Annotated in this window: 25 protein-coding genes; 16 read left to right on the top strand and 9 right to left on the bottom strand. The window is 41.3% G+C overall.

Going from position 1 to position 26,718, the window contains the following annotated elements; translation table 11 throughout:
* Positions 1 to 8: 8 nt before the first annotated feature.
* On the bottom strand, positions 9 to 971 hold the full coding sequence (locus PN836_RS20330; RefSeq protein WP_395341936.1) for a GGDEF domain-containing protein: 963 nt from the start codon (positions 969 to 971) through the stop codon (positions 9 to 11).
* 554 nt (positions 972 to 1,525) lie between these two features.
* On the opposite strand from PN836_RS20330, the gene PN836_RS20325 reads away from it, so the two are divergent.
* A complete protein-coding gene (locus PN836_RS20325) occupies positions 1,526 to 2,233 on the top strand; it encodes a tyrosine-protein phosphatase (protein ID WP_395341934.1) in 708 nt (235 codons plus the stop codon).
* Positions 2,234 to 2,335: 102 nt separating this feature from the next.
* On the opposite strand, the gene PN836_RS20320 is transcribed toward PN836_RS20325, so the two are convergent.
* The gene (locus PN836_RS20320; RefSeq protein WP_395341932.1) at positions 2,336 to 4,285 is read right to left on the bottom strand and encodes an asparagine synthase-related protein; all 1,950 of its coding nucleotides are present in this window, start codon (positions 4,283 to 4,285) and stop codon (positions 2,336 to 2,338) included.
* A gap of 327 nt (positions 4,286 to 4,612) precedes the next feature.
* Here PN836_RS20320 and PN836_RS20315 point away from each other — a divergent pair, with 327 nt between their 5' ends.
* The 15 genes from PN836_RS20315 to PN836_RS20245 all read left to right on the top strand — a co-directional run bounded on the left by PN836_RS20315 (position 4,613) and on the right by PN836_RS20245 (position 19,300).
* Positions 4,613 to 5,278 carry a hypothetical protein gene (locus PN836_RS20315; protein ID WP_395341929.1) on the top strand — a complete coding sequence of 222 codons (666 nt, stop codon included), beginning with the start codon at positions 4,613 to 4,615 and terminating at the stop codon, positions 5,276 to 5,278.
* Between the two features lie 27 nt (positions 5,279 to 5,305).
* A complete protein-coding gene (locus PN836_RS20310; RefSeq protein ID WP_395341927.1) occupies positions 5,306 to 5,461 on the top strand; it encodes a lasso RiPP family leader peptide-containing protein in 156 nt (51 codons plus the stop codon).
* Between the two features lie 40 nt (positions 5,462 to 5,501).
* Positions 5,502 to 6,557 (top strand): hypothetical protein, encoded by a 1,056-nt coding sequence (locus PN836_RS20305; protein WP_395341925.1) that lies wholly within the window; start codon positions 5,502 to 5,504, stop codon positions 6,555 to 6,557.
* A gap of 72 nt (positions 6,558 to 6,629) precedes the next feature.
* The gene (locus PN836_RS20300) at positions 6,630 to 8,036 is read left to right on the top strand and encodes an undecaprenyl-phosphate glucose phosphotransferase (RefSeq protein ID WP_395341923.1); all 1,407 of its coding nucleotides are present in this window, start codon (positions 6,630 to 6,632) and stop codon (positions 8,034 to 8,036) included.
* A 127-nt stretch (positions 8,037 to 8,163) separates the two neighbouring features.
* Positions 8,164 to 9,162: a nucleotidyltransferase family protein gene (locus PN836_RS20295; RefSeq protein WP_395341921.1), complete on the top strand. Its 999-nt coding sequence runs from the start codon at positions 8,164 to 8,166 to the stop codon at positions 9,160 to 9,162.
* A 94-nt stretch (positions 9,163 to 9,256) separates the two neighbouring features.
* A complete protein-coding gene (locus PN836_RS20290; protein WP_395341918.1) occupies positions 9,257 to 9,694 on the top strand; it encodes a hypothetical protein in 438 nt (145 codons plus the stop codon).
* Entirely contained in the window at positions 9,691 to 10,188 is a 498-nt protein-coding gene (locus tag PN836_RS20285) for a glycosyltransferase (protein ID WP_395341916.1), read from the top strand. Before PN836_RS20290 ends, PN836_RS20285 begins: the two co-directional genes overlap by 4 nt.
* A complete protein-coding gene (locus tag PN836_RS20280; protein WP_395341913.1) occupies positions 10,185 to 10,931 on the top strand; it encodes a WecB/TagA/CpsF family glycosyltransferase in 747 nt (248 codons plus the stop codon). Before PN836_RS20285 ends, PN836_RS20280 begins: the two co-directional genes overlap by 4 nt.
* A gap of 9 nt (positions 10,932 to 10,940) precedes the next feature.
* Complete coding sequence (locus PN836_RS20275) at positions 10,941 to 12,218, top strand: UDP-N-acetylglucosamine 1-carboxyvinyltransferase (protein ID WP_395341910.1); 1,278 nt, start codon at positions 10,941 to 10,943, stop codon at positions 12,216 to 12,218.
* A gap of 3 nt (positions 12,219 to 12,221) precedes the next feature.
* Positions 12,222 to 13,196 carry a UDP-N-acetylmuramate dehydrogenase gene (gene murB / locus PN836_RS20270; protein WP_395341908.1) on the top strand — a complete coding sequence of 325 codons (975 nt, stop codon included), beginning with the start codon at positions 12,222 to 12,224 and terminating at the stop codon, positions 13,194 to 13,196.
* Complete coding sequence (locus tag PN836_RS20265; protein ID WP_395341906.1) at positions 13,197 to 14,411, top strand: hypothetical protein; 1,215 nt, start codon at positions 13,197 to 13,199, stop codon at positions 14,409 to 14,411. It abuts the gene before it with no gap.
* On the top strand, positions 14,404 to 15,387 hold the full coding sequence (locus tag PN836_RS20260) for a glycosyltransferase (RefSeq protein ID WP_395341903.1): 984 nt from the start codon (positions 14,404 to 14,406) through the stop codon (positions 15,385 to 15,387). The genes PN836_RS20265 and PN836_RS20260 overlap by 8 nt, the downstream gene beginning before the upstream one ends.
* On the top strand, positions 15,387 to 16,403 hold the full coding sequence (locus PN836_RS20255; protein WP_395341901.1) for a hypothetical protein: 1,017 nt from the start codon (positions 15,387 to 15,389) through the stop codon (positions 16,401 to 16,403). The genes PN836_RS20260 and PN836_RS20255 overlap by 1 nt, the downstream gene beginning before the upstream one ends.
* A 1-nt stretch (position 16,404) precedes the next feature.
* Positions 16,405 to 17,592 (top strand): O-antigen ligase family protein, encoded by a 1,188-nt coding sequence (locus PN836_RS20250; protein ID WP_395341898.1) that lies wholly within the window; start codon positions 16,405 to 16,407, stop codon positions 17,590 to 17,592.
* A 154-nt stretch (positions 17,593 to 17,746) separates the two neighbouring features.
* Positions 17,747 to 19,300, top strand: a complete 1,554-nt coding sequence (locus tag PN836_RS20245) for a glycosyl hydrolase family 28-related protein (protein WP_395341895.1) — start codon at positions 17,747 to 17,749, stop codon at positions 19,298 to 19,300.
* A 51-nt stretch (positions 19,301 to 19,351) separates the two neighbouring features.
* Here PN836_RS20245 and PN836_RS20240 read toward each other — a convergent pair whose 3' ends face one another.
* The 7 genes from PN836_RS20240 to PN836_RS20210 all read right to left on the bottom strand — a co-directional run bounded on the left by PN836_RS20240 (position 19,352) and on the right by PN836_RS20210 (position 26,659).
* Positions 19,352 to 20,725, bottom strand: coding sequence for an O-antigen ligase family protein (locus tag PN836_RS20240; protein WP_395341893.1), 1,374 nt, complete (start codon positions 20,723 to 20,725; stop codon positions 19,352 to 19,354).
* Positions 20,715 to 21,401: a hypothetical protein gene (locus tag PN836_RS20235; RefSeq protein ID WP_395341890.1), complete on the bottom strand. Its 687-nt coding sequence runs from the start codon at positions 21,399 to 21,401 to the stop codon at positions 20,715 to 20,717. The genes PN836_RS20240 and PN836_RS20235 overlap by 11 nt, the downstream gene beginning before the upstream one ends.
* Before the next feature lie 137 nt (positions 21,402 to 21,538).
* Positions 21,539 to 23,767: a GumC family protein gene (locus PN836_RS20230; protein WP_395341888.1), complete on the bottom strand. Its 2,229-nt coding sequence runs from the start codon at positions 23,765 to 23,767 to the stop codon at positions 21,539 to 21,541.
* Between the two features lie 23 nt (positions 23,768 to 23,790).
* Positions 23,791 to 24,282 (bottom strand): polysaccharide biosynthesis/export family protein, encoded by a 492-nt coding sequence (locus PN836_RS20225; RefSeq protein ID WP_395341886.1) that lies wholly within the window; start codon positions 24,280 to 24,282, stop codon positions 23,791 to 23,793.
* A gap of 122 nt (positions 24,283 to 24,404) precedes the next feature.
* Entirely contained in the window at positions 24,405 to 25,646 is a 1,242-nt protein-coding gene (locus PN836_RS20220; protein WP_395341884.1) for an outer membrane beta-barrel protein, read from the bottom strand.
* 277 nt (positions 25,647 to 25,923) lie between these two features.
* Positions 25,924 to 26,382 (bottom strand): lasso peptide biosynthesis B2 protein, encoded by a 459-nt coding sequence (locus PN836_RS20215; protein WP_395341881.1) that lies wholly within the window; start codon positions 26,380 to 26,382, stop codon positions 25,924 to 25,926.
* A 1-nt stretch (position 26,383) separates the two neighbouring features.
* On the bottom strand, positions 26,384 to 26,659 hold the full coding sequence (locus tag PN836_RS20210; protein ID WP_395341878.1) for an HPr-rel-A system PqqD family peptide chaperone: 276 nt from the start codon (positions 26,657 to 26,659) through the stop codon (positions 26,384 to 26,386).
* Between the last annotated feature and the right edge of the window lie 59 nt (positions 26,660 to 26,718).

The following is a 26,718-nucleotide window of genomic DNA, read 5'->3' as shown; positions in this document are numbered from 1 at the left end:
TATGGGTATTAAGCGTTTACAGCGAGCAAGTCGTTAGTGCTGATACAGCGATTTCTGCCCGCAGCTTTTGCGCGATACAATGCGTCGTCGGCGCGCTTCATCCAATCGTAAGTGCTTTCATCTTCAGAATATTCAGCAATGCCAGCGGAAGTGGTAATCGTCAAGTCACCAATATCCCATCTGGCTTCTTCCACTTCCCGGGCAATTTTTTTGGCTAGGCTTTTTGCTTCGAACAGATGCGTATTCTCAAGCACCAGTACAAATTCCTCTCCGCCCAAACGAAATAGACTGTCAGCTTCTCTTATGCGCTCTTCTATTAAGCGGGCAAAACCTTGTAAGACCATATCACCGCTGGCATGACCGTACTTGTCGTTGACCTGCTTAAAGTAGTCAATATCAAAAATAATCAGTGAACAAGCGTTGTTAGGATATCGCTTTATACGGCGGATGATATCCAAAAGCTTCTCTTCTAGTTTGCGTCGATTGCCAATTCCGGTCAGCGCGTCTGTGGTTGCGAGCTGTTCTAAAAATTTTGCCTGATTACCCATTCGTCTAGAAAATGCAAACGAAAACAAAAACGTGGCGCCTGCTGATACCGCGAAGGTCAATAAAAACAAAAAGCTCACTTCACGATAAATCATCGCGAGGATCACCAGCAAGAACACGGAGGTCATATATGCAGCACGAATCGGAGATAACAAGAAAAAAGTGGCGGTGAGCGCAGGATAGACCCAATGTACATTTGCCGCGCCCTTCAAATAAATGGTTGTGGTCATTGCGAAAATCGTCAGCAATGAAATACCAACACGGGCGATTTTGTTATTATTGGTGAGCCACAAATGCAGGAAAATAAATGCCGTGCCAAGCACTATGATCCAATTTAAAAGCGCTATTTCGTGATCACCCGTGGTAACCCGGTAAACAGCAAAAGGGAGGATACCAAGACATATCCCACCGCTTATGATTAGCATAATGGTGCTGTCGGTTGCTCTTTTGTATAGTGCGCTTTGTTGAGTGTTTATAGGTTCACCTTTTCTATATGGCGTTTAAATACAAACGCATTCACATATATTATATCGGGCAATAAGCCAGATAATTGAGGCGAGTGAAACACTGTCTAAGCAAGAAAACGTGCGGCAAAGCATTTTAATTTATTGTTATTCGCATAAAGAATTTCTCAAATATGCGTTTAAAATTGCCTGGCTCAACGTTAAAAATATATTCAACATGGGGAAAATTTCATCGACTAATGAGTGTTTCTGATGGTCGATTTACGAACTCGCCCTCTTATTTTGCGCTGTCTGTAAACAGTTTTGCTATTATTATCGTTAGGAACAACAAGCCAAACGCAATTGCGTAAGCTTTCCATAAATTCACAGCAAGCGCGAGTAGTGTACATCGTGTATAATCATATTTAAAGCGCTATGATTATGATAAACAGGCACTTTTTTACAATACTTTTGTATTAGACGAGATACCTATGTGTACCAATTTAATAGCTTATTGACAGGTGTAAAACAATACGATGATTGACATTCATAGCCACATTCTGCCTGGCGTTGACGACGGGGCTCGCACAATAGACGAGTCATTTGAAATGCTGAATCGAATTGTCGACCAAGGCGTGCATACACAGGTGCTCACTCCCCATATACATATTGGCCGTTACGACAATACCCAACACGCGCTTGAACAAAGCTTTAATACTTTTCAAGCGAATGTAAAAGATGCAGGTTTCAATATTCATCTGCGTCTTGCAGCAGAAGTGCGCATTGGCCCTGAAATAATGCCGCTTGTTATGCAAAACCAAATTCCATGGCTTGGCACACTGGACGGTAAAAAAGTGTTTTTGCTTGAGTTTCCGCGAATAGACGTGCCTCACGGAAGCGACAATTTGGTTAACTGGCTAATCGGCCAAAACATTATGCCGCTTATTGTGCATCCTGAACGCAACCGTACCTTTGTTGATCATCCCGAAAAACTCGAACAGTTCATTAAGCTCGGCTGTCCTTTGCAGGTCACGGCGAGTAGCTTAAGAGGTAAATTTGGAGAAGACGTTAAAGCCATGGCATTTGATTTAATAGAGCAGGATAAAGTCTTTGCAATTGCCTCAGACTGTCATAATCTCAAAGGTCGTGCACCCGATTTGGCTTCAGTTCATGATTTAAAAAACCTTGATGCGGCTACCGTAAAGAAATTAACGCTAGATAATCCTGCGCGTCTGTTTAATTAACCCGAACTCTGGTTAATCAAGCTGAATCACTAAAAAAAATACTCGCATAAACAAAGTGAATGGTGTAAAAAATCTTGACACCCGTGTGAAATGCTAAGTAATTTATTCAAGCTTCAATATGTGGGTCTGATACCAAGACTGCACTAAGATCGCATAAAGCAAATCGACATTCAGTGACGGTTGGGGTGAATTTACGAGCGCGTCGAAGATAGTTAATAAGTGCTCGTTGTTTACCAAACCTAGGTCCTGTAAGCCTTCGTGCTCCAGCAGTTTACGCAAACTCACTGCATTTTGTTGAACAAGCTTTGCAAAATGCTGATCAAACACCGTTTTATGCATATTCCAACACACTTGCTCGGGGAGTAAGTCGGTCATCGCTTTTCGAAGCAGCAGTTTCGGATATTTGCCGTTAATATGCTGGTGTTGCTCAATCGCAAAACTAAATTCAGCAATGTCTTTATCGAAAAACGGATGCTGCACCTGCAAACCATAGGTATCAAACACTGCCTGATAGGAGCGCATGCTGTTGAAGGTAGAGGTATTAAATAAGCCCTCGTAGCGAGCGTAGCGCGTTAAACCATGCTTGCCATCAGAGAATGGGTTGGCATTTGCCATGGCGTTTTGCTGCTCACGCACCATGCTTTCGCCGTGTGGGCTGAGCCATGGCGGAATATGCAGCGTTTTTTCAAACAACGCTTTGAACTTTTCGCTGAATGTCAGCATGGGCAAAATGTCAAAGTGTAGCACTGGCCCTAAAAACACCGATTTGAGCGACTGCCAGCGCGACAGCTTTAGCTCGCGAGCGCCCTTCATCACTTCTGACAATACTTTTATATCACCGCGCTTTAAACGGTCGTAATAGACAAAGCTATGCCCCCAACACATTTCATCGCCCCCGTTTCCCGTTAGCAATAACTTGGCATTACAGGCTTGCATCAACTTTGCCTCCTCGTGATATTTGGGCGATAGCACCATGCCCGGGCTTTGAGGATGGGTTGGGTACAGCTCTGCAAAGGACTTTTCTGTGTATTTATCCAGCTCTATAAAATGTGATTGCGCAAAAGGATACTTCGCGATCATAGCGTTGATATTATCGCTCTCATCGCAGCTTTTTGTATCGCGATAAGTATGCGAGATGCTGTGCAGGCGCGCGTCTGCATTACTCAAAACACTATAAGCCAATGCACTAACGGAGGTTGAATCCATGCCACCGCTTAATTGCGTAAACACGTTTTCATTGTTGTCACCCGCTAGCTCCTTACTTGTATACGCTGATAAATTTCTTTGTACGCTCGTGTTTAATCGAGAGGCAAATTCTGAAGGGAGCGCGCTGTCACTGTATTCAGGCACATTGCGCAAGGTGTTTGCGTCAATATCCCAAAAGCGCTGGCTTGCAATGCTTACAGAGTGTAGTGCTTCTATTTCAGTGGTCTTTTGATTCGTTGAACGTGCATTTCTGCAAGCATGCATATGCATGGATACGCAGGTGCCCTGAGCGACCTGATGAATGTTCTCAAACATCGAACGATTAGGATCGGGACGCCCTGCTAGCCACATTGCAAGCGAAGTGCAGTCAACCTCAGGGAGAACAAGGTCCAGCACGAGGCTTATGTCGCTACTTACAATATAAGTGTCTGTAAAGTCAGGTAAGCGCGCGTAAAATAGCGTTTGCGGGTTAAATGCTGAGACCGCTAAATGCAAGTTACCCGTGGCTTGATCAACAAACATTAAGCGGAAGTCACCCTGCAGGCGATTCAAGTGCTCAGGCATAACTTGCATTGAAATGGCTGCAACTTGTGCGTCTTGCTTGGCGTAATTACCTTCATTGGTGCTTTGTTGAGCACTGCGCTTATCACTAATTTGATGCGAAAGTGTTGATGCGATTGCATCCAGGGTTGAATCGTTAAGCGCTGAGAAGGTATCTAATGAAATGCGAGAAAGAACTTTTAAACCAGATACTTGAGTCAAATATTCACAACTGTTTAAGACTTTACGTAGAGCCTTGATTGCATACTGTGCTTGAGAACCAAAAACGCTGTAGCTGATTTCCATTTAATCGGTAATTTCCATAAATTCGTGGGAGGTATGTACGCGACGAATAAGCATAACGCCGTCGCTGATAGACGATGATTTCATAATGAGCATTTTGCTCCCACATTGCAATGACGCTAATCGCTATGTCGCTGTTTTGCGTCACTTTTTAGTGTCTGTTTTTTTTACAACCAGTTGACTTAACAGGCTGCAACACTGGACTAACCAGCTGCATCCATATGAATTTTATAACTTTTTTTAAAACGGCTTAGAACTTGCACACCTATTTGTACTCGTAGTATTTAAAACGTGGTGTCGTAATACCACACTTAAACAAGGATATTTATTATGTTGAAACAAGCAATGGTAGGTTTAAGCCTTTTGGCCGCATCTTCGATGGCAAGCGCTGCGTTTATCGTAACAGATAGCGTTACCGGTGCAGACATGGCTGGTATTACCGTAACGGCTACCTTCGGCGATGGTTCTACAGGTACCGCAGTATGGGAAGTTACGGGCACTACAATGGGTACTACCGGTAACCCAATCGTAGATGCTGAAGGCATGAGCGGTGCAGCAATCGGTGCAGATTGGTCATTATCTCAAGCTGGAAACACCTTCGGTGACTTTGACGGTACTTCGTTCTTCGGTGACTGGGTATTAGACAACGATACAACGCAAGTGATTACCGGTATTTCTATCAACGGTTGGTTGGGCGAGTCTGGCGGTATTGTATTTGACGTACTTCCAGTTGAAGAAGGTACTGCAGGTTCTGGCGTTGGTCGTCCTCCTGTATCTGATTTTATGACAGCAGTGTTCACAACTTCAAGCCCTCTTATGGGTGGCGCAGGCGATTTATTCTATACGCTTGACATTGATTTTGGCGCTGGCCTGGACAACGGTGCATCTGCTGTATTCCTAATGGATACCGACGCAGTATCAGTTCCTGCTCCTGCTACTTTAGGTTTGGTGCTAGGTGGTGTATTATTACTAGCTCGCAAAAAAATCTTCTCATAAGACGGACAGAATACAAGGTAACGTAAAATGAATAACAGCAATACAACGCACGAAAGCAAAAAGCAGTACGTTAAGCCTGTAGTTACCAACCCTGGTGACTTGGCAGAACTTACACAAGGTTTTTCTGGAAGCATTCCAGACGAGCAAGGCGGTCAAACTAAGCGCAATCCTTTCCAAGGATAAGCTTCAAAATAGGTGCGCTGCTTAGCAGCGCTTCTAAGACATGCTAAATAAAGACTTCTCAACGCCGTTACACGGCGTTGATTTATTTTTGCCTGATGAAAAGTCCTCATCAAAGATCTTCAACGCAGATAAGCGTGAGCCACTTCCCTACTCTTTACAAATATCAGAAGGCACAGTTGAACTCAGCGCTGATGCAACATTGATATGGACGCTATTAGACAAAGGTGAAAAGTACCACACACAATTATCACTGTTTAAAAGTGCAAAATCGCAAGACTTAGTGCTGGACGTAGAGTGTGAAGGTAGCGGCAAGTTTAAACTATCTAATACGCAAATAGTGATCGATTGGAGATCAGGCACTGATGCATCGCATTACTTTCAAACCATTGCAATTGCTATATGGTTGGAACTGCGGGCAATACCTTGCATTCACGCCAATGCTCTAGTGAAAGATGACAAATGTATTGCACTGATTGCACCAAGCGGCATGGGGAAAACGACCTTAAGCGCCTATTTGCAAGAACGCGGATTTCAGTGGTTAACAGATGACATGCTGGCCCTACACCCGCGCCCTTCACAAAACCCAAACGCCAGCAGCGGGTTTATGGTTTACCCAAGCTGGCCGCGAGCACGTATGTGGCCCGATTCTGTGCAACACTTGGGTGATATTAGTGCAAGCACTAGCGGTAAAGTGCATGAGCGCTTTTCAAAGCTTAAGCTTGAACTGCCCGAAATAGACGCTTATCAAGGCTATGTGCTTAGTGATGTATACGTATTGAACCGTAACGGCGCAAAACTTGCCTCTCTAGAAAAGAACACACGTTTGATGACAGCTTCTACAACTACAGGTAAACTAGGTTATCTGACTTCGATAGAAAAAGGCATTGGATTAAAACCGATTAACAGCAGCATGGCCATTATGGCAATGTTGCAAAATAGTATGCTTGGAGACGCTTATTCGCCTCTAGGTTTAGAAAAATCTCGCTTTAACAATATGTGCAAGTTTGTTAATGCGCTAGGTGTCACACAAATACACTATAACAATGATTACAATAGCCTAGACGCAGTATACGAACTAATTAGTAGTCGACTATGAAGTTGATGCTTTTGTTTAGCTGTGCGAAGCATATGCACCCGCGCAGCACGTTATAACATTGGAAGTAAGCATATGGATAGAATTAAAGGCGGGATAATAAAAGATAACAGCAATACGTTTGGTTCTGTTTATCGATTAGTAGATATTTGCATCATTCATGCGAGTATCTACCTTGCCACACTGATGTATCAACAAGACTATTCGCGCGAGTATTTTATGCTGGCGCTCATTGGCTCTATCGGCTTTGCATTAATTGCCGAATCATTCTCTCTTTATCGTAGTTGGCGCGTCGGCGCATTCGCAGAAATTACCTTTTACACCCTTGTATCGTGGTCGCTTGCGGGCGCATTGGTGGTGGTTGGCTTATTCTTCACCAAAATGTCGGAAGACTTTTCTCGCGTCGTATTAGGCATTTGGTTTCTCGTTGGGTTTACCGGACTTATTGGTTGGCGAGCTGTTTTTAAGAAATTTTTGCACAGTATGCGTAAACGCGGGTTAAACACGCGCAGCATTGCCCTATTCGGCTTATCTGAGAAAGGCATTCGCCTAGCGCGAGAAGCACAAAACAACCCCGAAATTGGATACAAACTTAATGCCATTTACGACGACCGAAAAATATCGCGCCTCGACCCCGACTACCACTATATGATAAAAGGCGACGTCGCCGCAGGCGTTGAGGCAGCGCGTAATAACGAATTTGACGTAATTTACATTGCTCTCCCTATTCAGGCGCAACATCGCATTCAAGGCATGCTAGAAGCCTTTGGGGATACAACAGCGACGGTGCATGTGGTACCAGACTTGTTCATGTACTGCCTAATGCACGGTCAAATGGCGCATTTAGGCAACGTGCAGACCATTAGCGTTTACGACAACCCCATGTCCGGCGGTATCGCGGTGATAAAGCGCTTAGAAGATATTGTACTGTCGACCATTGCGTTGATTCTGCTCGCCATACCGCTGCTCGCAATTTCGCTTGCGATTAAATGCACATCACGCGGCCCCATTATTTTTAAGCAAGACCGCTATGGCCTGAATGGCCGCAAAATCAAAGTGTGGAAATTCAGAAGCATGAAGGTAATGGAAAACAGCGAAGTGGTTACCCAAGCCAGCAAAGACGACCCGCGCATTACTAAGCTTGGCGCATTTTTAAGAAAAACTTCGCTAGACGAACTTCCTCAATTTATTAATGTACTTAAAGGTGATATGTCGGTAATTGGGCCACGCCCACACGCCGTAACCCACAACGAGACCTACCGTAAACTCGTGAGCTACTACATGCTAAGGCACAAAGTTAAGCCTGGTATTACGGGTTGGGCGCAAGTGAACGGATGGCGAGGGGAAACTGACACCGTGGATAAAATGCAAAAACGCATTGAGTTTGACTTGGAATACATCCGCAACTGGTCGTTGTGGTTGGATTTTAAGATTTTGGTGTTTACGGTGCTTAGAAGTTTTACGGATAAAAATGCTTATTAGCAATGTTGATTAAATCAAGCTCTCAGTGTCTTACTAACCAGGGAATGTATTCTGTGTCAACTCCAACGCAATATTTATTAATAGCGTCTTCGGTCACCCTTGCATGTGCTCCCGAGCTAGCTGCAATATGAAGTCTTTTAATTTTGTTGCAAACAGCTGCCTTTCTCGTACTTTTTTTCTTGAGCATAAAGCAGAATACGACCTCGACTTGCTCTTCTTAAATGATGAGATGCGACGACTCGCTGGCGTATTCTTTGCGAACTGCCGCGATTTAATTGAGTCACCAAAAACGCTTGAAAGACTAAAGCACATTAATGCACAACTTGTCGCAATGCACTTAAAGCACAAATCATTTATCAATACTCTTGTATCGGACCTTGAAGAGAACCAAATGACTATAATATTGCTCAAGTCATCTGCGTTTAACGGTAGCCTATACCACTCTTCATCACCGCGCGGAAATTCGGATATTGATATTCTAGTACTTGATAAGGACTTTCATAAGTTTGGTAATATAATTGCAAAGTACGCACGCCCCTTCGCGCCGAAGATAGCGAGGCCTCTTGATAACTCGTATGAATCGACTTGGATTAGCGATAATGACGCATCCGTGATAATCGATGTGCACTTCGCTTTAATAAATCCAGCATTATTTAAAATCGATCATGCAGGCCTTTTCTTGCAATCCGCAAAACATCCTGCGTTTCATAGCGACCGTATTAGAATTCTTTGCTCGGAACATAACATGCTACATTCTGCATTGCATATTTTCTCAGATGGCTATATTCCACATCATTCATCCCTAGACGCCGCTATGCTAGTTAAGAACTTGCAACCAAACATAGAGGCCGCTCGATACAATTCAATGAAGTGGGGGTGTCGAACAGCCTTTGATTTTTTACTTTTGGAATTGAATAGCACTTTCCCCCAAATAACCCTTGAATCTGCGTCTCTAGTTAAAAACTCTAAGATGCTTTTGTTACGGAAAATACTAAAACATAGATATCGAAAGCACTCACTTAAGAGACGGATTCAACAATTGTTACTGCAGTATTTTATGTCTGATAGTCCACTAAGAGCGCTTAAGCTTCAACTGCAATATGTTAAAGCACGCGTACTGAATTAAATAGTATTCGTTGATGGGAGTTGAAGCGCAGATTTCACACTATTTTTATACATCTTGATTTTTACGAGTTTAAAATGGATTTATTCATACTGATATGAGAATACTGGCAATTGCATCGAGCGGGGGACACTGGTCTGAGCTTGAGTTAATACTTGAACAACTTAAGGCACCTAGTGTTATCACTGTCGCCACTAAATTGTCTTGTTCTAGCGAGCTTCGACCATACGATTATCTGATTCAGGACTGCAACGTTTCACGCAAAATAGATTGTTTGAAAAGCTTTTTCCAAATTTTCAAAATCTTACGGGCTGAAAAACCTGAATTAGTCATAACAACAGGTGCTGCGCCTGGTTTAGTCTCAGTATCAGCCGCAAAGCTCTTGGGTATAAGAACAATCTGGGTCGATAGCATTGCGAATACAGATCAGCTATCTAGAAGTGGATTTTTAGCGTCATTTTTTGTTGACTTGGCTTTTACTCAATGGCGGCACCTTGAATCATCACGAACTAAGTTTATAGGCTCTATATTTTGACTAAAACGATATTCTTAAGTGTAGGAACTCAATTTCCATTTCCAAGGTTGATTAACTGTGTTCGCACTTTCGTCGAAAATAATGATGATTATCACTGTATGGCTCAAACGCTACAGGAATTGGTGACAACTCAACGATTTACTAATTTCTCAACACTCGACGAATCTAAAATGCTTGAGTTAGCGTCAATGTCAGATGTTATTGTTGGGCACTTGGGCATAGGCACCGTTCTATTAGCAAAAAAGCTCAACAAACCCGCAGTTGTACTCGCGCGAAAGTTTGAGCAGGGTGAACATCGAAGCGAGCATCAGGAAAAATCGGTAGAATACTTGTCGCCTATAGAGGGCGTATATATCGCCGAAAACGAGAAGCACTGCAGATCGCTTCTAAATAGCGTGGATAACCTAAGTGCTGCACAATGGAATACAGCAGAGCTATTAAGCTTTGCCAATAATTTAAAAGATCATATTAATAGTTTGGAGTTAGAAACGTGAAAACAGCAGTTGTTGGTGGTATGGAAACAGTTTGCGTTAGCAACACCGCTTTAGCAGAAAAAATGGTCAATGATTGCTTAGCCGCGAGGGAAACGAAGCAACGAGCAAAAGTTGTATTTTCGTCAAACGGTCAAGGGATAGCTTTATTCGGGAGTGATCCTTCATTCCAAAGTACAATGAAGTCGGCAGATATTATTCACGCTGATGGTCAGTCGGTTGTATTTGCATCGAAGTTACTATGCAAAAACACAATTCCCGAAAGAATTGCAACCACCGACTTCTTTCACGATGCGGCGAGAGCCGCACAAGAATCCGGATTAACATTTTATATGTTCGGCGCAACTGAGCAGGAAAACAAAATTGCAGTTGAGAATATTAAAAGTGCTTACCCTAATTTGAAAATTGTAGGACGGCGAAATGGCTACTTTTCGAAAGAAGAAGAAAGCGAGATCATTGACGAGATAAATGAGTTAAAACCTGACGTTGTATGGGTAGCGTTAGGCAAGCCCATGCAAGAGTTTTGGTGCATGAAAATGCGTTCGGAATTAAATGTGGGTTGGTTGAAAACCTGCGGAGGGTTATATGCATTTCTTGCTGGTTCGGTATCACGAGCACCTAAATGGATGCAAAACGCAGGTTTAGAATGGGTTTTCAGAATGCTCAACGAACCTAGGAAGTACTTTTGGCGATATTTAATTACAAATCCTAAAGCAATATTTTATATGCTGACTAATAGTAAGTAAGGAAAACAAGTGAAAGCAATTATCAATGGCGGCAAGAAACTCTCTGGCGAAGTATCAGTTAGTGGGGCTAAGAATTCCGCAACCCGTGTTTTAGCGGCAGCATGTCTGAGTGACGAAGAAGTAACTCTGACCAACTTTCCTACTGAGTTGGTCGACGTGAACCATAAAATAAGGTTTTTAAAGGAAATAGGGATCAATATATCTGTTGACAGAACAGAAGAAAATTTGACCTTATCCGCAAGCAGTTTAAGAAACGAAGAGTTAACCAACTATAATTTTCCAATTCGTACCACATATTTATTGGCTCCGTGTTTGTTAAAGAAAAATGGTGAAGCACGCATCCCCTATCCAGGAGGCTGTCAAATCGGTGCTCGCGGATATGACCTGCATGTAATGGTGTGGGAAAAAATGGGATGCACCGTTACAGAACATGAAAACTTTATACACATTAAAGCAAACGACTCATTGAAAGGTGCGAACATCAAGTTTCCTATTTCGACGGTTGGCGGAACTGAAAGTGCAATCCTCTGCGGCGCAATTGCGGAAGGTAAAACAGAAATTTCGAATGCTTACATAACACCTGAAGTTAAAGATCTAATTGATTTCATGGAGAGAATGGGGGCTGACATTACAGTGATCGGGTCTAGCAAAATTATTATCAATGGGGTTGATCACCTTAAGGGCTGCGTCAAACGCATCATGTACGACAGAATAGAGGCATTAACTTGGCTCGTCTTGGCAGTTATGTCCAAATCGTCGCTGTTAATCAAAAACGTTCCGTTTTCTGATATGACGGTTCCATTGCTGCATTTAAAAGAGTCTGGCATCGACTTTATGCAAAATGAATCAAGCATATACTATCGCCACGAATTTTGTGTTTACAAGAATCCACAGCCATTCGACATAGCATGTGGAGCGCATCCAGGTATTATTTCAGATATGCAGTCTTTCTATACCTTGTTAGCACTCGTTTCTGATGGTAATTCAAAGATTTTTGATTATCGATATCCGAAAAGAATTGAATATGCATACGAGTTGGAAAAGCAAATCAATGGCGGCAAAATTAGTGCAGTACACGGTGAAATTTCAGTAACTGGACCAGTTAATTTTAAGGCAGCTAACGTCCATTCGACAGATTTAAGGGGTAGCATGGCCGTGCTGATGGCGGCGCTTTGTGCAGAAGGTGAGTCAGTCATTACACGGGTTGAAATGGCACTAAGAGGTTACAATCGCTTGGACGAAAAGCTTAAGGGTTTGGGTGCCGATATCAAGATTTTAGAGGATTAATCGGTGAAACGCACAATTTCTTCGAATCTAGAGGAGTTTAGAAGTCGTTACAGCGGACATATAGAGTTAAATGTTAATTTGGCTACGTTGACTTATTGGAAAATTGGAGGGGTCGCTGCATGCGTCATCTCGCCGAGCAGTGAGGAACAAGTGGTTGATGCTATTAGACTTATAAACGAGTTGAAGATTAAGTATTTGATTATCGGAGATACATCAAACCTGCTATTTGAGAACGAATTTTATAACTACATTATTATAAAATTTGGAAATGACTTCTCAGAAATAAAGTTTAATGACACGATGGTGCAAGCTCAGGCAGGAGTATGGGTGCCAGAACTAGCTTACCAATGTTATCGAAGAGGTTTGACTGGCTTCGAACACACTTGTGGAATTCCCGGTAGAGTTGGCGGATTACTGTACATGAATGGCGGAAGCCAGCGTAAAGCCATAGGTGAAAACGCAGTAACAATAAATACCGTAACTACTGAAGGTGATTTAGTAGACTTTGCTAAAAAAGATCTTAATTTGTCTTATAGGTACTCTCCCTTCCAAGAGATGAACCACATAATACTTGGAGCGTCATTCAAGCTTGCGCCAGCACCTAAGACAAAAATTCGTAAAACAATGCTCGAAATATTATCATCGCGCCGCAAAAAATTTCCTAGGAAGCAACCTAATTGTGGTTCAGTATTTGTTTCCAACCCCAAAATGTACAGTGAAATTGGACCACCTGGTTTCGCAATTGAAAAAGTAGGATTAAAAGGCACTCGAAGAGGTGGAGCTGAAATTTCTCCTCTTCACGCCAATTTTATCGTCAACCGCGGAGATGCAACGGCCAATGACGTACTTTATTTGATTCATTTGGCGCGCAATAGGGTTTACGAAGCTACCAACTATCTAATGGACTGCGAAGTTCGTTTGGTATCGACCAACGGCGAAATAAAGCCCGCTCATACGTTCGATATTAAGGATATTTAGTTGGCAAAGTCTTTATTAATGGCGGAGATGTTCAGCGTCGTAATCACTCGCATTATGGTAAAGGCAATCGGGGTAATTACAATTACCGTGCTTTTATTGCTGCTAGACCCTGCACAAATGGGTGAATATGGATTGTTCATTTCGATCATTTATTTAGCTGTCGCTTTTGGAAACTTGGGGATTAAGCAACACCTAGTAATAACCGCTGCAAACAGCGAAAAATTGTTCGAAGATGAAAACGCTTTGCATCAGTTACTACCTTACCTTTGCGTCGTTACTCTCATCATTTCAGCTACTATTACATACTTAGTCAATCCCTCTGCTGACTTAAGCTTTTTTTTCGTAACAGTGTTTTCATCTTTACTTCTTTTATATATCACATTATACCAAGGAGTATATTTAGGTAAAAAAACCATCCGAAAGTTTAATTATCTTGAGCTTGCTCCTAAGTTCATATTTTTGGTTGTTGTAATTACTTTATTTTGGTTTCTAGGTTATCAATATAAAGAGCAACTCTTATATTTTTACGTTCTATCGTTGCTCCTTGTTTGTAGTGTTTTATTTCTAAAAAAAGCTTCAAAAACTGAAAATAAAGTCTCTCTTATCAAAGCAATCAAAAGTGGCATATTGTTTTGTATCGGATTATCTTTGATTCTGCTCAATACGCGCATTCCAATATTTTCAGCGAGCTTCCATAGCACTTCTGAAGACGTAGGAATTATCTTTGCAGCCCTCAGAATAAACGATATTGTGCTGGAAGCGGCAACTGCGTTTTCACTTATTTTATTTAGTAGCGGCGCGAACAAAAAGCAAACCGTGCCCATAAGAGAAGTTTTAAAATCTAGCGCTTTTGTTATTGGAGTAATTTCAGTAATTAGCCTTACAGGAATAATCCTTTTGGAATTCAATTTTGGCGCTAGGCTATTGCCAGATTATGCAGCAAGTTTTGAATCTCTTAGAATTTTATTATTCGGCGCGCCCTTCATTGCTTTTTGTAAAATATCTTATGGTTACATAACCGGAAGATTTGGACCTTTGGTATGTATTTACATCCTTCTTGGGGTCATCATTTTTCAAACAGCTTTCAACTTTGCATTATTCAGACTTGAAAGCATATTTTTTGCAGAAATCGCTTACGTCTCAGCGCAAATTATATGTTGTCTCGCATTTGCAATTTATTTTTACACTCTAATAAAGAAGACCGACTATGAGTAACGCGCCAAAGGTAAGTGTGATAACCGGTTATTACAACCGAGCTGATGTGCTTGAACGAACAATATTGTCAATAATGAATCAAACCTTTGTTGATTTTGAATTTATAATATTTAACGATTGTTCAACAGATAACACACAAGTACTACTAGATGACCTAGTCAAAGGCTTAGACGATAATCGAGTAGTGGTGGTCCACCATGAGCAAAACAAAGGTTTTGTCCAAGGCATGATCGATGCCGTAAATATCGCAAAAGGTCAGTACATATGTGTACAAGGTTCTGGCGATATTTCAGAGCCCGCTCGTTTAGAAGAACAGTCAGCCGTGCTTGATGCAAACTCCAATATTGCAGTAGTGGGCTCGTACTATTCAAATGTAGTTGAAGAAAACGGGGCGGAAAGAGAAAGAAAAAAGGTAAGCGATGATATTAGCTTCGAACAATTGCAAAAAGAGAATTATTTTTCTCATGGTGAAGTTATGTTTAGACGCACTCACTATGAGCAGGCAGGTGGGTATCGCGCTCAATTTGTAAATTGTCAAGATTACGATCTATGGCTTCGAATGATTAAATTCGGACAGTTTTTCACAGTGAAAAAGAATCTATACAAACGTTTTGTGAGGACTGATGGCGTGTCGTACAATCCAAAAAGCTTTCTTAATCAATCTCGATACTTTTTTTTAGCAAAAGATATGAGCAAACTGAAACTTGAAGAACAAGCACAATTATTGTCTCGGGTTGACTCATCTGGGATCGAAGACCTGTATAGCCTTGAGGAATCAAGAATTCAGAGCAGAATGTTTAAAGCCGTTCTTCGTTCTGCCGTATGGGGGTATTATGAGACTGCTAAAGAGCTTGCTCGTGTTGGAGTAACTAGTGCACTTAAACGAGTTTTTCTTCTAACGTTTATTGGTCTTTACGGCTCGAAAATAGGAGCCCCTGTTCGCACATTGGTAAATAAAAAATTTGGAATTGAGTAATGAAATCAACTTTAAAGGCGATCACACATGAGCTGCTCTCCACACGATATGCGGAAGCATACTCTAGTTTTAAGAACGAAACTGAGGAGCTTACTCCAAACGAAATTCTCGCGATGTGTGATGTTATCTATAGCCTTTACCTATCCGATAATTTTGATAAAGTTAATTCTGCGATGTCAGATAGCACAGTCCGACTGTATAGATCGGTTTGTTTGTACGGAGAAAAAGAAAACTCGTTGCATCAAACACTCTTGTCGCCGCATTTGTCCGCTTACTTACTTGGTTCTCTCAGGCTGTTACAAACGAAGTATTCGCTTTCTTTACCCGCTAAGCAGTGGATACTAAATGAAAAACTTTCTAACAATTTGATACCGAAATATCCTTTGAAGTACAAGCTACATCCATGGCGTGTAAGCCATTGGCTTGGTGGAGTTTTATCAATAGTTTACAATTTAAATCTAATACATGATGAAGATATTGATAAGCAGAACCTGTTTCAAAGAATGATTGACTCCTACGAACACAACATAATTAACAAAAACGGTTTAATTGATCTCGGTGCAGCAGCACCAATACAATCACTTTTTGATGTTTTATATAAAATTAGACACAATCCTGAACACGGTAAGATAGGTGGTATAGTGCATATTACTTGGATATACCACGCGATAGACAGAAAGTACAAGGGCTTAGATCGGCTTATATCATATGCTGAGAAGCTAATACTTGAAGCGGACGGGTTTATGGAGGATGTTCCATACTGCCTAGATTTCGACTTTTTGCAATTACTTAGAACTGGCTATTCTCAACTGGGTATCAGTTCCTCAAAAGACGAATTATTTCTTGATTGGCGGCGTAGACTAGAAATATACATGTCTACGGAAGCTGAAAGTGATTCTAGATTTTCGTTACACAAATTGCCTGGAGCATTGGCTTCAATAAGGGAGTGCGAACTTCACTTGTCTAAATCGGACAATGGTATGCACGATATAATTAAAGCAGCTGGTTGGTTATAAAATGGCTATCGCATCGCGAGCAATATCATTCAATGCTGACACTACAAATGGATTAAGTGCATTCAAGGTATATTGCATTTTGTTTATTGCATTCTTACTCGAGACTGAACTTGGGCGAATAGCGGGTTTTAGGGCAGAGCTTTTACTTAGCGTGCTCGTTTCGGTCTTCTATATCGTAGGAGTTGCATACTCTACCAACTTTAGAATTACTGTCGTAACAACTCTACTGACGGTTCCCGCACTTTTATATTTTGGGTTTCTATTAAGCTCCGCAATTTGGTCGGTAGCACCCATTCAAAGCTTCCTGTACGGCGCACTTTTTTGTTTATTTATCCTAACTTGCACTATTGGACCTGCAGTACCTTTGAAATACGTTGCCATAAACACCATAAAAGCTATCGCAATGATATGTGTGCTTTCCTGGGTGTTCTATGCAGTAGCTGGTGGAGCAGCGCTGTCTGATAAGGACGTCGCTTGGCGTTTAAAGGGAATAATGGCACATGAGCAAAGATTAGCGTTGTTTTGCGGTATTGGAATTATCCTTTCTTATTTCTATAGGTTGCAACTGTCAAGAACTACAATTCTATTTTCATTGGCAATATTTGTAATCACTCTGCTCGCGACCCAAGCAAGAGCTTTCACTATTTTTGTCATTTTAGTTATTGGGGTAATAAACGTCGTTGAGTCAAAGGGATTTAAAAAACTCATTTCAGTTATGATTCTGGCGGTCGCTGCAATTGGTTTCTATGGAGTGTCTTCGACTGTTGCTGATAAATTTTCTAGAGGCGCGAATGATCAGACACTTTCTGGCCGAACGACAATATGGGAACACACCTTGTATCGATCTCAGGAGAGGCCATACTTTGGGTTTGGGTTTGGTTCTTTTCTTGAAGAAGGGGTTGCAAACCAAATATTTCAGTCTTATTCCCCTCCTCACGCACACAACACTTTTGTGCATTCACTTTTTGAGACAGGAAAAATTGGCACACTCTTGTTAATTGTCTGGATGTTATCTTTAGCGAATACATCATCTGCAAATAGGCTCGCATCTTACCTAATATTCTTCTCAGTTTTATGTGGGATGATGGGAATAATCTTCGGTTCTAAAATGACTGGGACTGCACTTTTGGTCGTTTTCATCATCTCGAGCGCTTGTACTATAGTCAAAAAAAACGAACTGTCCAAATAAGGCATGGTCATAACCATTGACTATTCATTAAAACTACATTTCCAGTTCAAGAGATAATACTTAAGGACTTAAGCGCTACCTACCACAATTAGGTGGTTTGGAGACCATGTATCACTACAATGTGTTTTCGCTAATCATAATGCAGGACAAATTTATGCGGTGCACAAAAGCTCTCTTGCTCCTCTGTTTCGGTTTTTCTCTAGGTACCACAACTCTCGCTAAAAGTGGACACTCACAACTGTGGGGACAACAGGGGGAACTGTGGAATTCGACTAGCAGACTACCAGATTTTTCCAACTCCGGCTTGCTTGCCATTCCAAAGCGCGAAGATAGAAAGACTCTGAACGTAAAAGACTTTGGGGCAACAGGTGAAGGCAAAGTTGATGATACCCGAGCATTTAAACTTGCAATAAAAGCTGCTAATAATGCTGAGATTTTTATCCCATCGGGGCGATACATAGTTTCGGAACAAATTATAATTGCCAAAAGCAATATTACTCTAAGTGGAGATGCGAATAACCCCCCTACTATTTATATTCCGATGTCACTTTCCACACTCCTTGGTGAAGAAAAGCTAGGAGATACTAGTTTTAATAAGTACGCCTTTAGCCATGCGTTTATTTCTGTTCAGGGGAAAGAAGAAACAAGGAAACTTGGATCATTGATGAAGCACGCAAAGCGGGGAGATAAAATAATTTATGTTACTGATTCAAGTAAGTTCCGCATTGGGCAACTGTTGCGACTTACGATGGAGAGTTCAGAAGAATTAGGGCTCCATATCCATAATGGTGTTGAAGCTGGCGAAGATACCTTAGACGAATTTGAATACATGATAGACACTATATTTAAGGTCAATAAAATTGAGTCTAATAAACTCCATATTGACCGGCCTCTGCGCACCGATATTGACCTTGATTGGAAACCTACACTGTGGAGTTATTCGTCAAGCGCTGAGAATGTCATCATTAAAAATATTCACATCGAATTCCCCAAGGTCAAAAAACGTCGCCATCTTCACGAAGAGGGTTTCAACGCGATTATGATTAGGCATACAATAAACTCTGAAGTAAAAAATGTGACAATTAACAATGCCGATAATGGCTTGATTGTTTTCGGCGCAAGGCATTGTCACATTTCAAACGTTTCGATTATTAGTGATAGAAAGCAGCAATTCACAGGTCATCATGCACTGTGGGCAAAGAACCACACCCAAGAATGTGTGTTCGACAATTTCGAGATTAATACTAAATTTGTGCATGATATCTCTGTAGAAGGATTTGCTCATGGAAATGTGTTCAAAAACGGTCGAGGAAAAGCTATTAATTTTGATCATCATAGAAATGCTCCTTATGAAAACTTATTTAGCAACATTCATGTTGGCGATCCATTTAGAATTTGGAATAGCGGTGGCAGAGAATCAAGGGGACCGCGCTCGGCCGTTCGATCGACATTTTGGGGGTTAAGTTACAATGGAGAATGTATCCCCGAACCTCCGAAATGGCCTCAAATTAATTTCATAGGACAAATAAACAAGACTCATCCCCATAGTAACGCAATGAACAGGGCGAACTGGAAAAAACACAATTGCGAGCCATTGGCGGAGGGCTCCTTGAAGGACACTTCAAAGCTTGATGTATGGATTGAAAGCACCGCTGACCTGCTGCCAGAAGAGCTTCACGAAGCTCAAACAGCGACAGAAAAACCATAGCAGGAGAGTGAAAGCTTAGTCAGGGTATCAAATTAGATTTTCTGAACGTCGCTAGTTTCTGCTTAAACCAATCGACTTATTGACTGGATCTATACCGCTGCGAATATACATAACCATCATCGATAGGACCAAGACCATTATTGCGGGAAGTTGCAATACAAAGTCGAACGTAGCATAAATAAGAATAATGAGTAACGCTCCCTCGCTGCAGTAGTGCGCGATGGAATGCTTTTCGCCGTGTACTTTAGCTTTGACATTCAATAAACTGACGAATAAACAAGCAACTAAGAAACATCCAACTATACCTATGTTTGTCAGAAGCTCGAGATATTCATTATGTGCTCTTATTGATTTTCTGGAAATGGTTAAGCGTTTGTCTTTGTATTTATTTTGATAAATCTCGTATGTACCCGGGCCTGTTCCAAATATTGGGCGTTCGGCGATAATAGACGTCATACTCGTGTACATAAAATCTCGCCCGTTTGATAGAGACTGCTCACCTTGTGAATAATTAAGTGCAGAGGAACTTAATAGCATTGATGCTGTTAGTATCGATACAACGAGCAAAGTTTTAATCCACAGTTGAAGACGAGAATTTACTAGTTTCTTTATAACGCATAAGCTTAGAATTAGGAGCGGGAAAGCCACTAACAGAAGAAATCCACCTTTAGAGCCACTCGCGATTACTAAATAAACAAAGAATATTTGGTTTATTACTATGAGCATACCTTTGTTAAAGGCTACCCTATCGCCTTCTACTTTATAGTATTTGAATTCAAGGTATGCGAGGTAAAAACCTATCGGAATAAGCAAGTGCAAAAACGCGGCAAAGTGATTTTTGTAGCTAAATGTTCCCCTTATTGTTTCTGACCAATCAGTTCCCCACGGTTCTAAGGCCGGAAAAAGTTCGTATCCTCCATCGCTTACGTGGTTAATTAGTGAATACAATGCAAATAGACACCCACAAGCATATATATATCTAAGGAAACTGATCAATTCTTCTAGTTGTTTATACAAGTGAAACAAATTTAAAAAGAAGAGGGCATAAATAATATACTTAAATATCGCTACCGAGGTTAAGAACGGAGAAACTGTGTATGTGGAAGGTATTACTGACTTGTTTAAGTTACCTGTATCAAAACCCTCGGCCGTCAACTCTAGAAGGCTTGACGGAAGCGGAGCCAAATAAAGAATCAGGTAAAGTAAGAACAGCGAGGCAATACACATGGGTATTTTTAGCATCTTAATGTTGTTAATGCCGCGATCATCGATACTGAGCACATTAATGATGGAAGATACTATAACGAAGATGGAAAAAATGGCGAACTGCCACAATTGCTCGCCTCCTTGAAACCACACTAAAGCAAATATTCCAATACATGTAATCACCTTGGAAGCATCAAAGTCTCGATTTTTAGTGTTCATACCGCTCGGTCATTACATTTTTTAGCTTTCTTTTTTGCCAATTTTGGGGAACATGAGGAAGAAACTCTCCCGACAAATTATTTCGTACAATAGCATCGACGATGTCTTCCTTTAAACCATGATGGAATTTTAGGGCATGGATGCTCATTTCTATGATATTTGCTTTTAAGTTGCGTTCGAACAAATCCCAATTTTCGATCGCAGTTAACAACAAGTGGTGTTGCGTGTACTCTTCATATCGCCCAAAAAAAATAGCCGAGTTAAGAGTCGCTTTATAAACAGTTAGATTTTCATTTGTTTTGTTACGGAGATAATTGCACCAAGCATTTTTTGCAATAAGTGTCCTAATGAAGTGATTGCTTGGCTCTAATGAAATCGCCGCGTCCAAATGATAATTGCTGGGCTGTTCATCTTGCTGGCAATCATTTTCAACTAAAGCATTATCATACTCTACTAGCAACCGTTTCAAACGAACATCGGTATTACTTAAACCGATAGCCTTTAAAACTCTCTCTCGATAATTTTTAGCTTTTTCCGATGCGAAGTCCGAATGGGCGGAAGACGATATGTAGTGTGATGGAGCAGCTGCTAATACCTCTACGACTAAAAGCTTGACAGTCCAAAAAAGGATGGCAAAAAGGCAAAGCAAAAATATTACTCTAATAATTATGTTCATCTATGCGGAAGGTTTGACATTTTAACACCACGGTCTTTTTCAAAGCGTATGTTAAGCTAGCAATTCATTGCCATCAATTACACATTGAAGATGTATTACACCAAGTTTGAGTGATACTCAACACAGGATGCAGTTATCTATGCCGCAGCACTGCTTTTCTCTTCGACCCCATAGTATTCGCCACCGTAGTAATGATCGCCGTAGTACGACATCTTTTGTGGTTCAGCAAGGGTAAGAACTGCTCCTATGACGTTTGCCTCTAATCGTTTAAGCCTTTGCAATGCTTCAGCACTTGCTTTGATTTTTGTTTCCTCCGCTCTCACCGCCAGTACAACACCATCAACTTTAGTGCCAAGGATAGTTGAATCGCTAACTGGCAGGATTGGGGGTCCATCAAGGATGATGTAATCAAACTGTTTCTTTAAAGCATCAAGAGCTTTAATAAATCTGTCGGATGTTAGCATTTCAATAGGATTGTGAGGTATTGTTCCGCAGGTGAGAACTCTAAAATCCGAGTGCTCGCTTGGTTTCAAGAGAGCCTCATTTAAATCTAAGCTGCCTGCTAAAACGTCTGTGAGACCGGAGCGAGGAGGCGCTTTTAAATTCTTGGCAACACTTGGCTTTCGCAGGTCAACTTCAAGAAGAAGAGTCTTTCCCATTTTTCCATAGGCTGCAGCAAGATTCATGGAAAGCGTCGACTTTCCTTCGGAACCTGTCGCAGAAGTAACTAAGATAGACCGAGGAGGGTTATCAATATTCGAGAACATCAATCCAGTTCTTATAGTGTTAATGCTCTCTGTAAAAACAGAACGAGAATCTTGCAGATAATGCAATTCGGGAATATGTGTGACTTCCTTTTTTGCTAATTTAATAGTCATTCCGAGTGTAGACAATTTGAGTTGCTCTTCGATTGCTTCTGGCGTTCTAAACGTGTTGTGCATTGCTTCTCTCAAGAAAACAATTACAACACCAAAGAATCCCCCTAAGACTATTGATGCAGCAAGAATAAGAGTAATGTTTGGCTTGACAGGGAATTGAGGAACTGTTGCAGTGTCTATAATTTGAACATTAGACGCCGTGAAATCGCCTTTTATATTTGTTTCCATTAGTCGATTTAAGAATGATTCATAGATTCTACGATTATTTTCAACTTCTCTCTCTAGCGCCGTGAGAGTAAAATTTGAGCCCTGTAGCGATTGAATGCTATTTCTTTCCTCGTCGAGTAACCTTTGAACGTTGGCGACCTGTTGACGCGCTAATCTGAAATCTGATTCGATTCTTTCTACAATTTTAGCGATTTCCTGATTGAGGCTTGTCTGAACGCTCTCAAGTTCGCTTCTGGCAGCTATCATTTTCGGGTGTTTTTCTTTATACCGTTGAAAAAACTCGTTTACGCGGCTTTGCAGACGTGCTTCCTCTTTTACGAGGTCGCCTGTTGTTCGATTATCTAGTACTGGCGTCAGAGAATAAAATGCGGTAGATCCCTCAGGTAAAGAACTTACTTCATCATATAATTCTTTTTTCTCAGAAAAGTTACTTTGAGCTGTTAAGAGTTGATTACTTAAATTCTGAATACGTACATTTGAATCTCTTTCTTGCAGATCAGAGTCCATGATACCCTGTTGCATCCTAAATTCCTGAAGCTTATTTTCAGACGCGGTTAACTGGGCCTTTAAATCCGCAGATTGTTCCGAGAGCCATGCCTCTGTATTTTTAACTTCGCCAAGGCGAGACTCAAGGCCAAATTGAATATATGCGGTCGCTACCGCATTAATTATATCCGTTGCTAGCTGCGGATCCTTATCCTCATAACTAATATTGATTATTTGGCTTTGCTTCCCGCCGCTTACCATTATGTTTGCTTGAATCATTGTAGCAAGCATTACCCTAAGGTCTTCATCAGATAATTCAGCGCTTGTTGCTGTCTCGCCCTCTTTACCCATAAGCGCCTTTATTTCTTTTTTAATTTCCTGAAAAGAAAAAAGTGATGATGGTTCATTCGCTAGTTCTCGCTGCTCTTGTCGATATCTTTCTACCAGACCTAACTTATCAACTACAGTCTCCGCAATGGCTCTAGATTGAATAATTTCGTATTGCGTTTCATAAAACAAAAAGACTAAAGCCGACGCAATATATTGCTCATCCCTATTAGCGGATGGCTGCTGAGGGTCAGCGAGAATCTTTGATGTTGCCTGATAAATAGGTGTGGACGTGATCGCCACAGCAAAGCCTAGACCTAAAAAGATCATTATCGATAAAGCTATCAACCACTTTGAACGCTTGATTGTTCTCCAATACTGAGCGAGGTCAATTGTTCTCTCTTGTCCGGAATGGTTATCCGGGTGCCTTAAAGACTGTAAATCCATTTGTTAAATCGCTCTTTATTAAATTAGAAGAAACTCTCTTCGACCGTAATTACATCGCCTGGCTGGACTTCAGCATTTAGCTCTACTCGAACGGGCGCTGTTTCGCTATTTTCGGGCAATAAATATATCGCACTTCTTGAGGCTCTTTCCGTAAATCCACCAGCAATCGTAATTGCCATCTGCACTGTCATACCAGTTCGATATGGATAACTACCCGGTTCGTCGACTTCCCCGTTAATATAGAAGGGACGAAATTCAACAATGTTTACCGTGACTCGAGGTTGTTTTAAATAGTCTGCCAAAAAAAGCTCTGTAAGATAAGTTTCTGCTTCATTAACGGTTAAGCCTTTAACTGCAACTTGCCCAAGCAATGGAACAGAGATTGTTCCATTTTCAGAAATTTTGGCCTCGTTTACGTCTAAGTCAGGCTCGTTAAAGACAGCGACCGAAAGCACATCATCTGTTGACAACTTATACTGTTGCTCGGATTGCGCCTGAGCTATTTGCAATCCCATAACGAGCAAGAGCATTATGTAAGAAATTGAAACTACACTTCGCGCGAGAACTATAAACCGAACCTTTATTTTCATTTTTCACCCTTCGATAACTTATTACAATGAGTTGTTTGTTTACGACTCTAGTTATCAAATAAAATTTCCACACCAATTAAAAAGCGAGTGTTGTCATACTCAAAGATTTCTAGGTCTGAACTACGAGTCAAATACTCCACACCAACATATGCCTCTAGCCAATTATATGCATCGTACAAGAGCTGACCTTTAATTCGATTTGTATCATCGCTTCGATTCGATGCGCCATCGAAGTCATCTAATCTATACAAATACTCAGCCTCCATTGCAAATCTACCTGCAAGTGGCGTTTTGTAACTCAAAACTATGTCCGTAGTTTCGAGGCCAGCAAGTGTTAGTTCGGCACTGTCGCGAGTAGTTCTCGAAATAGCTAAGTTTGCTAAGGAGTCGCTGTCAGGCTTGTAGTCAACGTCTAAAAAGAAACTTAATCCGTCTAAATCGTCTATAAGAGGATTATCATACTCAGTATTCTGATAACCAATCCTGAATTCCCCTTCCGTTTTAGCGGTTGCCTCCCACGTTAATCCGGTAAGGTAGCTGAGTTGGTCAAAGGATTGGTTGAAACCAACGATGTTGTCCGAATCAGACATCAAAGAACGCACTTCAAAAATAACGCGAGAGCGAGGAAACACACGCCAAAAGAATGTACCTGTCAATTCGTCTATTGTTCTATCACGAAAGGCCTGATTATTATTCTCATAATCAAAGCTTTGATTTGCGTACTTAAAGACAAACTGCCCTGCACTCTGGCGCTGACCGTAAGAGGTTTCGGCACTTAAGCGAACACTATCAAACTCAGTGAATTCTTCCGCACCATTGAGTTGAAAGTTATTGAGGCCTGGCTCTTCCACTTCATCAATCACCAAAACACCAAGACGAGCATTCCATCTGGTTGTTAGATCAAGGTCTAACTGTCCTCGCGCCCTATGATTCGCATAATTCACATCCGAATTATCCGTATACAACGCATACTTACCATCATACTCAGCCGTAAGCTTATGTTTGCCGTATAAACCCACATAACCAATCGTCGGCAATACTTCAAAAATCGTATCTGACTCGCCGTCTACTTCACGAAAGATGTTATCGTCGAATACTACACGAGCTTCAGCACCAAACTCTACACCTTGCTCTTGAGCGTAAGCTGTTGAACTGGCTAACATTCCTAGGCATAGACCTAAAGAAATGGCGCTAGCTTTCAGGGTTGATGTGTTCATTATTGATGTGGATGTGCGACTGAAAACGTCAATACTGGAGGCGTTTTTGGCTTGCTGTACTAATCCTTTCACTTAACATTTCCTCTTAGACTTACTTAAGTGCCTGATTTTTATCAAAGCTAGTCTACCAAAAGCTTCTAACCTTGCATACTGTCTGTATATTGCAACATAACTGAACATACCAGCATGCACTGATATGAAAGATAATTACTTCAATGCTGAATGGCTTGCCAGAGTGTGACGTATCAGCATGTTAGTTTCGTGAATAGGCACATCACTGTGATGAATATAACGGATTTACGAGAAATTTCTAGCGCTTTTATGCCAAATGGATCAGTTCGCCTTTTTGCTACCAAGCCATTCTAAATTCTTCATTGGTAATTTCTTTGTACTGGGCAATTTCGTCGGCGCTGTCATTTATAAGCACGCCTTTGTAGGTGATCCATGAATGGGCAGCAAGCGGTGATGGTTTGCTTGCATCCATTTTAACGCCAATATGCAACTTACACTGCTCGCCTCTGCGTTCAATCATCGATTTTAGGGCTAAGCAGCGTCGCATACAGTTCATATCTTTGTTGTGATGGCGTACTACTGCATCCAAATGTCGATGCAGTTCGCGTATAGTGGCAAGGGTATGTTTACTTTGCTTGGTATCTTCGCTTGGGTTTTTAAGCGCGTGTTTATAGCTCTCGTAACTTTCTTCACTAAGCACCCTGTCCCATCGATGTAGGTCGCGCATCGCCTCTAGGAGCATCAGTGGATTATAGCGAGTAAAGCCTCGAAGGAGAATTTTAAGCTGCTTGAGCATGTTAGGCTGCGCGCACCAGTCCTTTATCCAAAAGTTGTGCAATCATGTCTTTTAGATCCTGCTCTACCTCTTGCTCACTGGCGTCGTATTCGTCACAAATGCTAAGCACAATTTCACCCAGCGTTTTACCCGATTGTGCGTGCTCAAGCATTTTGGTGGCCATTTCATTTAGTGTGTAGTACTGGCCCGACTCTGAATCTAAGATCACCATCTCGTCACTGACTTTTTGCACGAGTGCGTTTTGATTGACAGTAATTTCCGTGTTCTTTTCCAACATTTTCTTCCCTATTTTAGTGTCAGGTTGTGCTAAGTATAACAAGTAATACGCTAAACGTT

The sequence above is a fragment of the Ningiella algicola genome, from assembly GCF_028401415.2.
Classification (GTDB): Bacteria; Pseudomonadota; Gammaproteobacteria; order Enterobacterales; family Alteromonadaceae; genus Glaciecola.
Note: the sequence above shows the minus strand (reverse complement) of the source record. Positions and strands in the feature narration are given on the sequence as shown.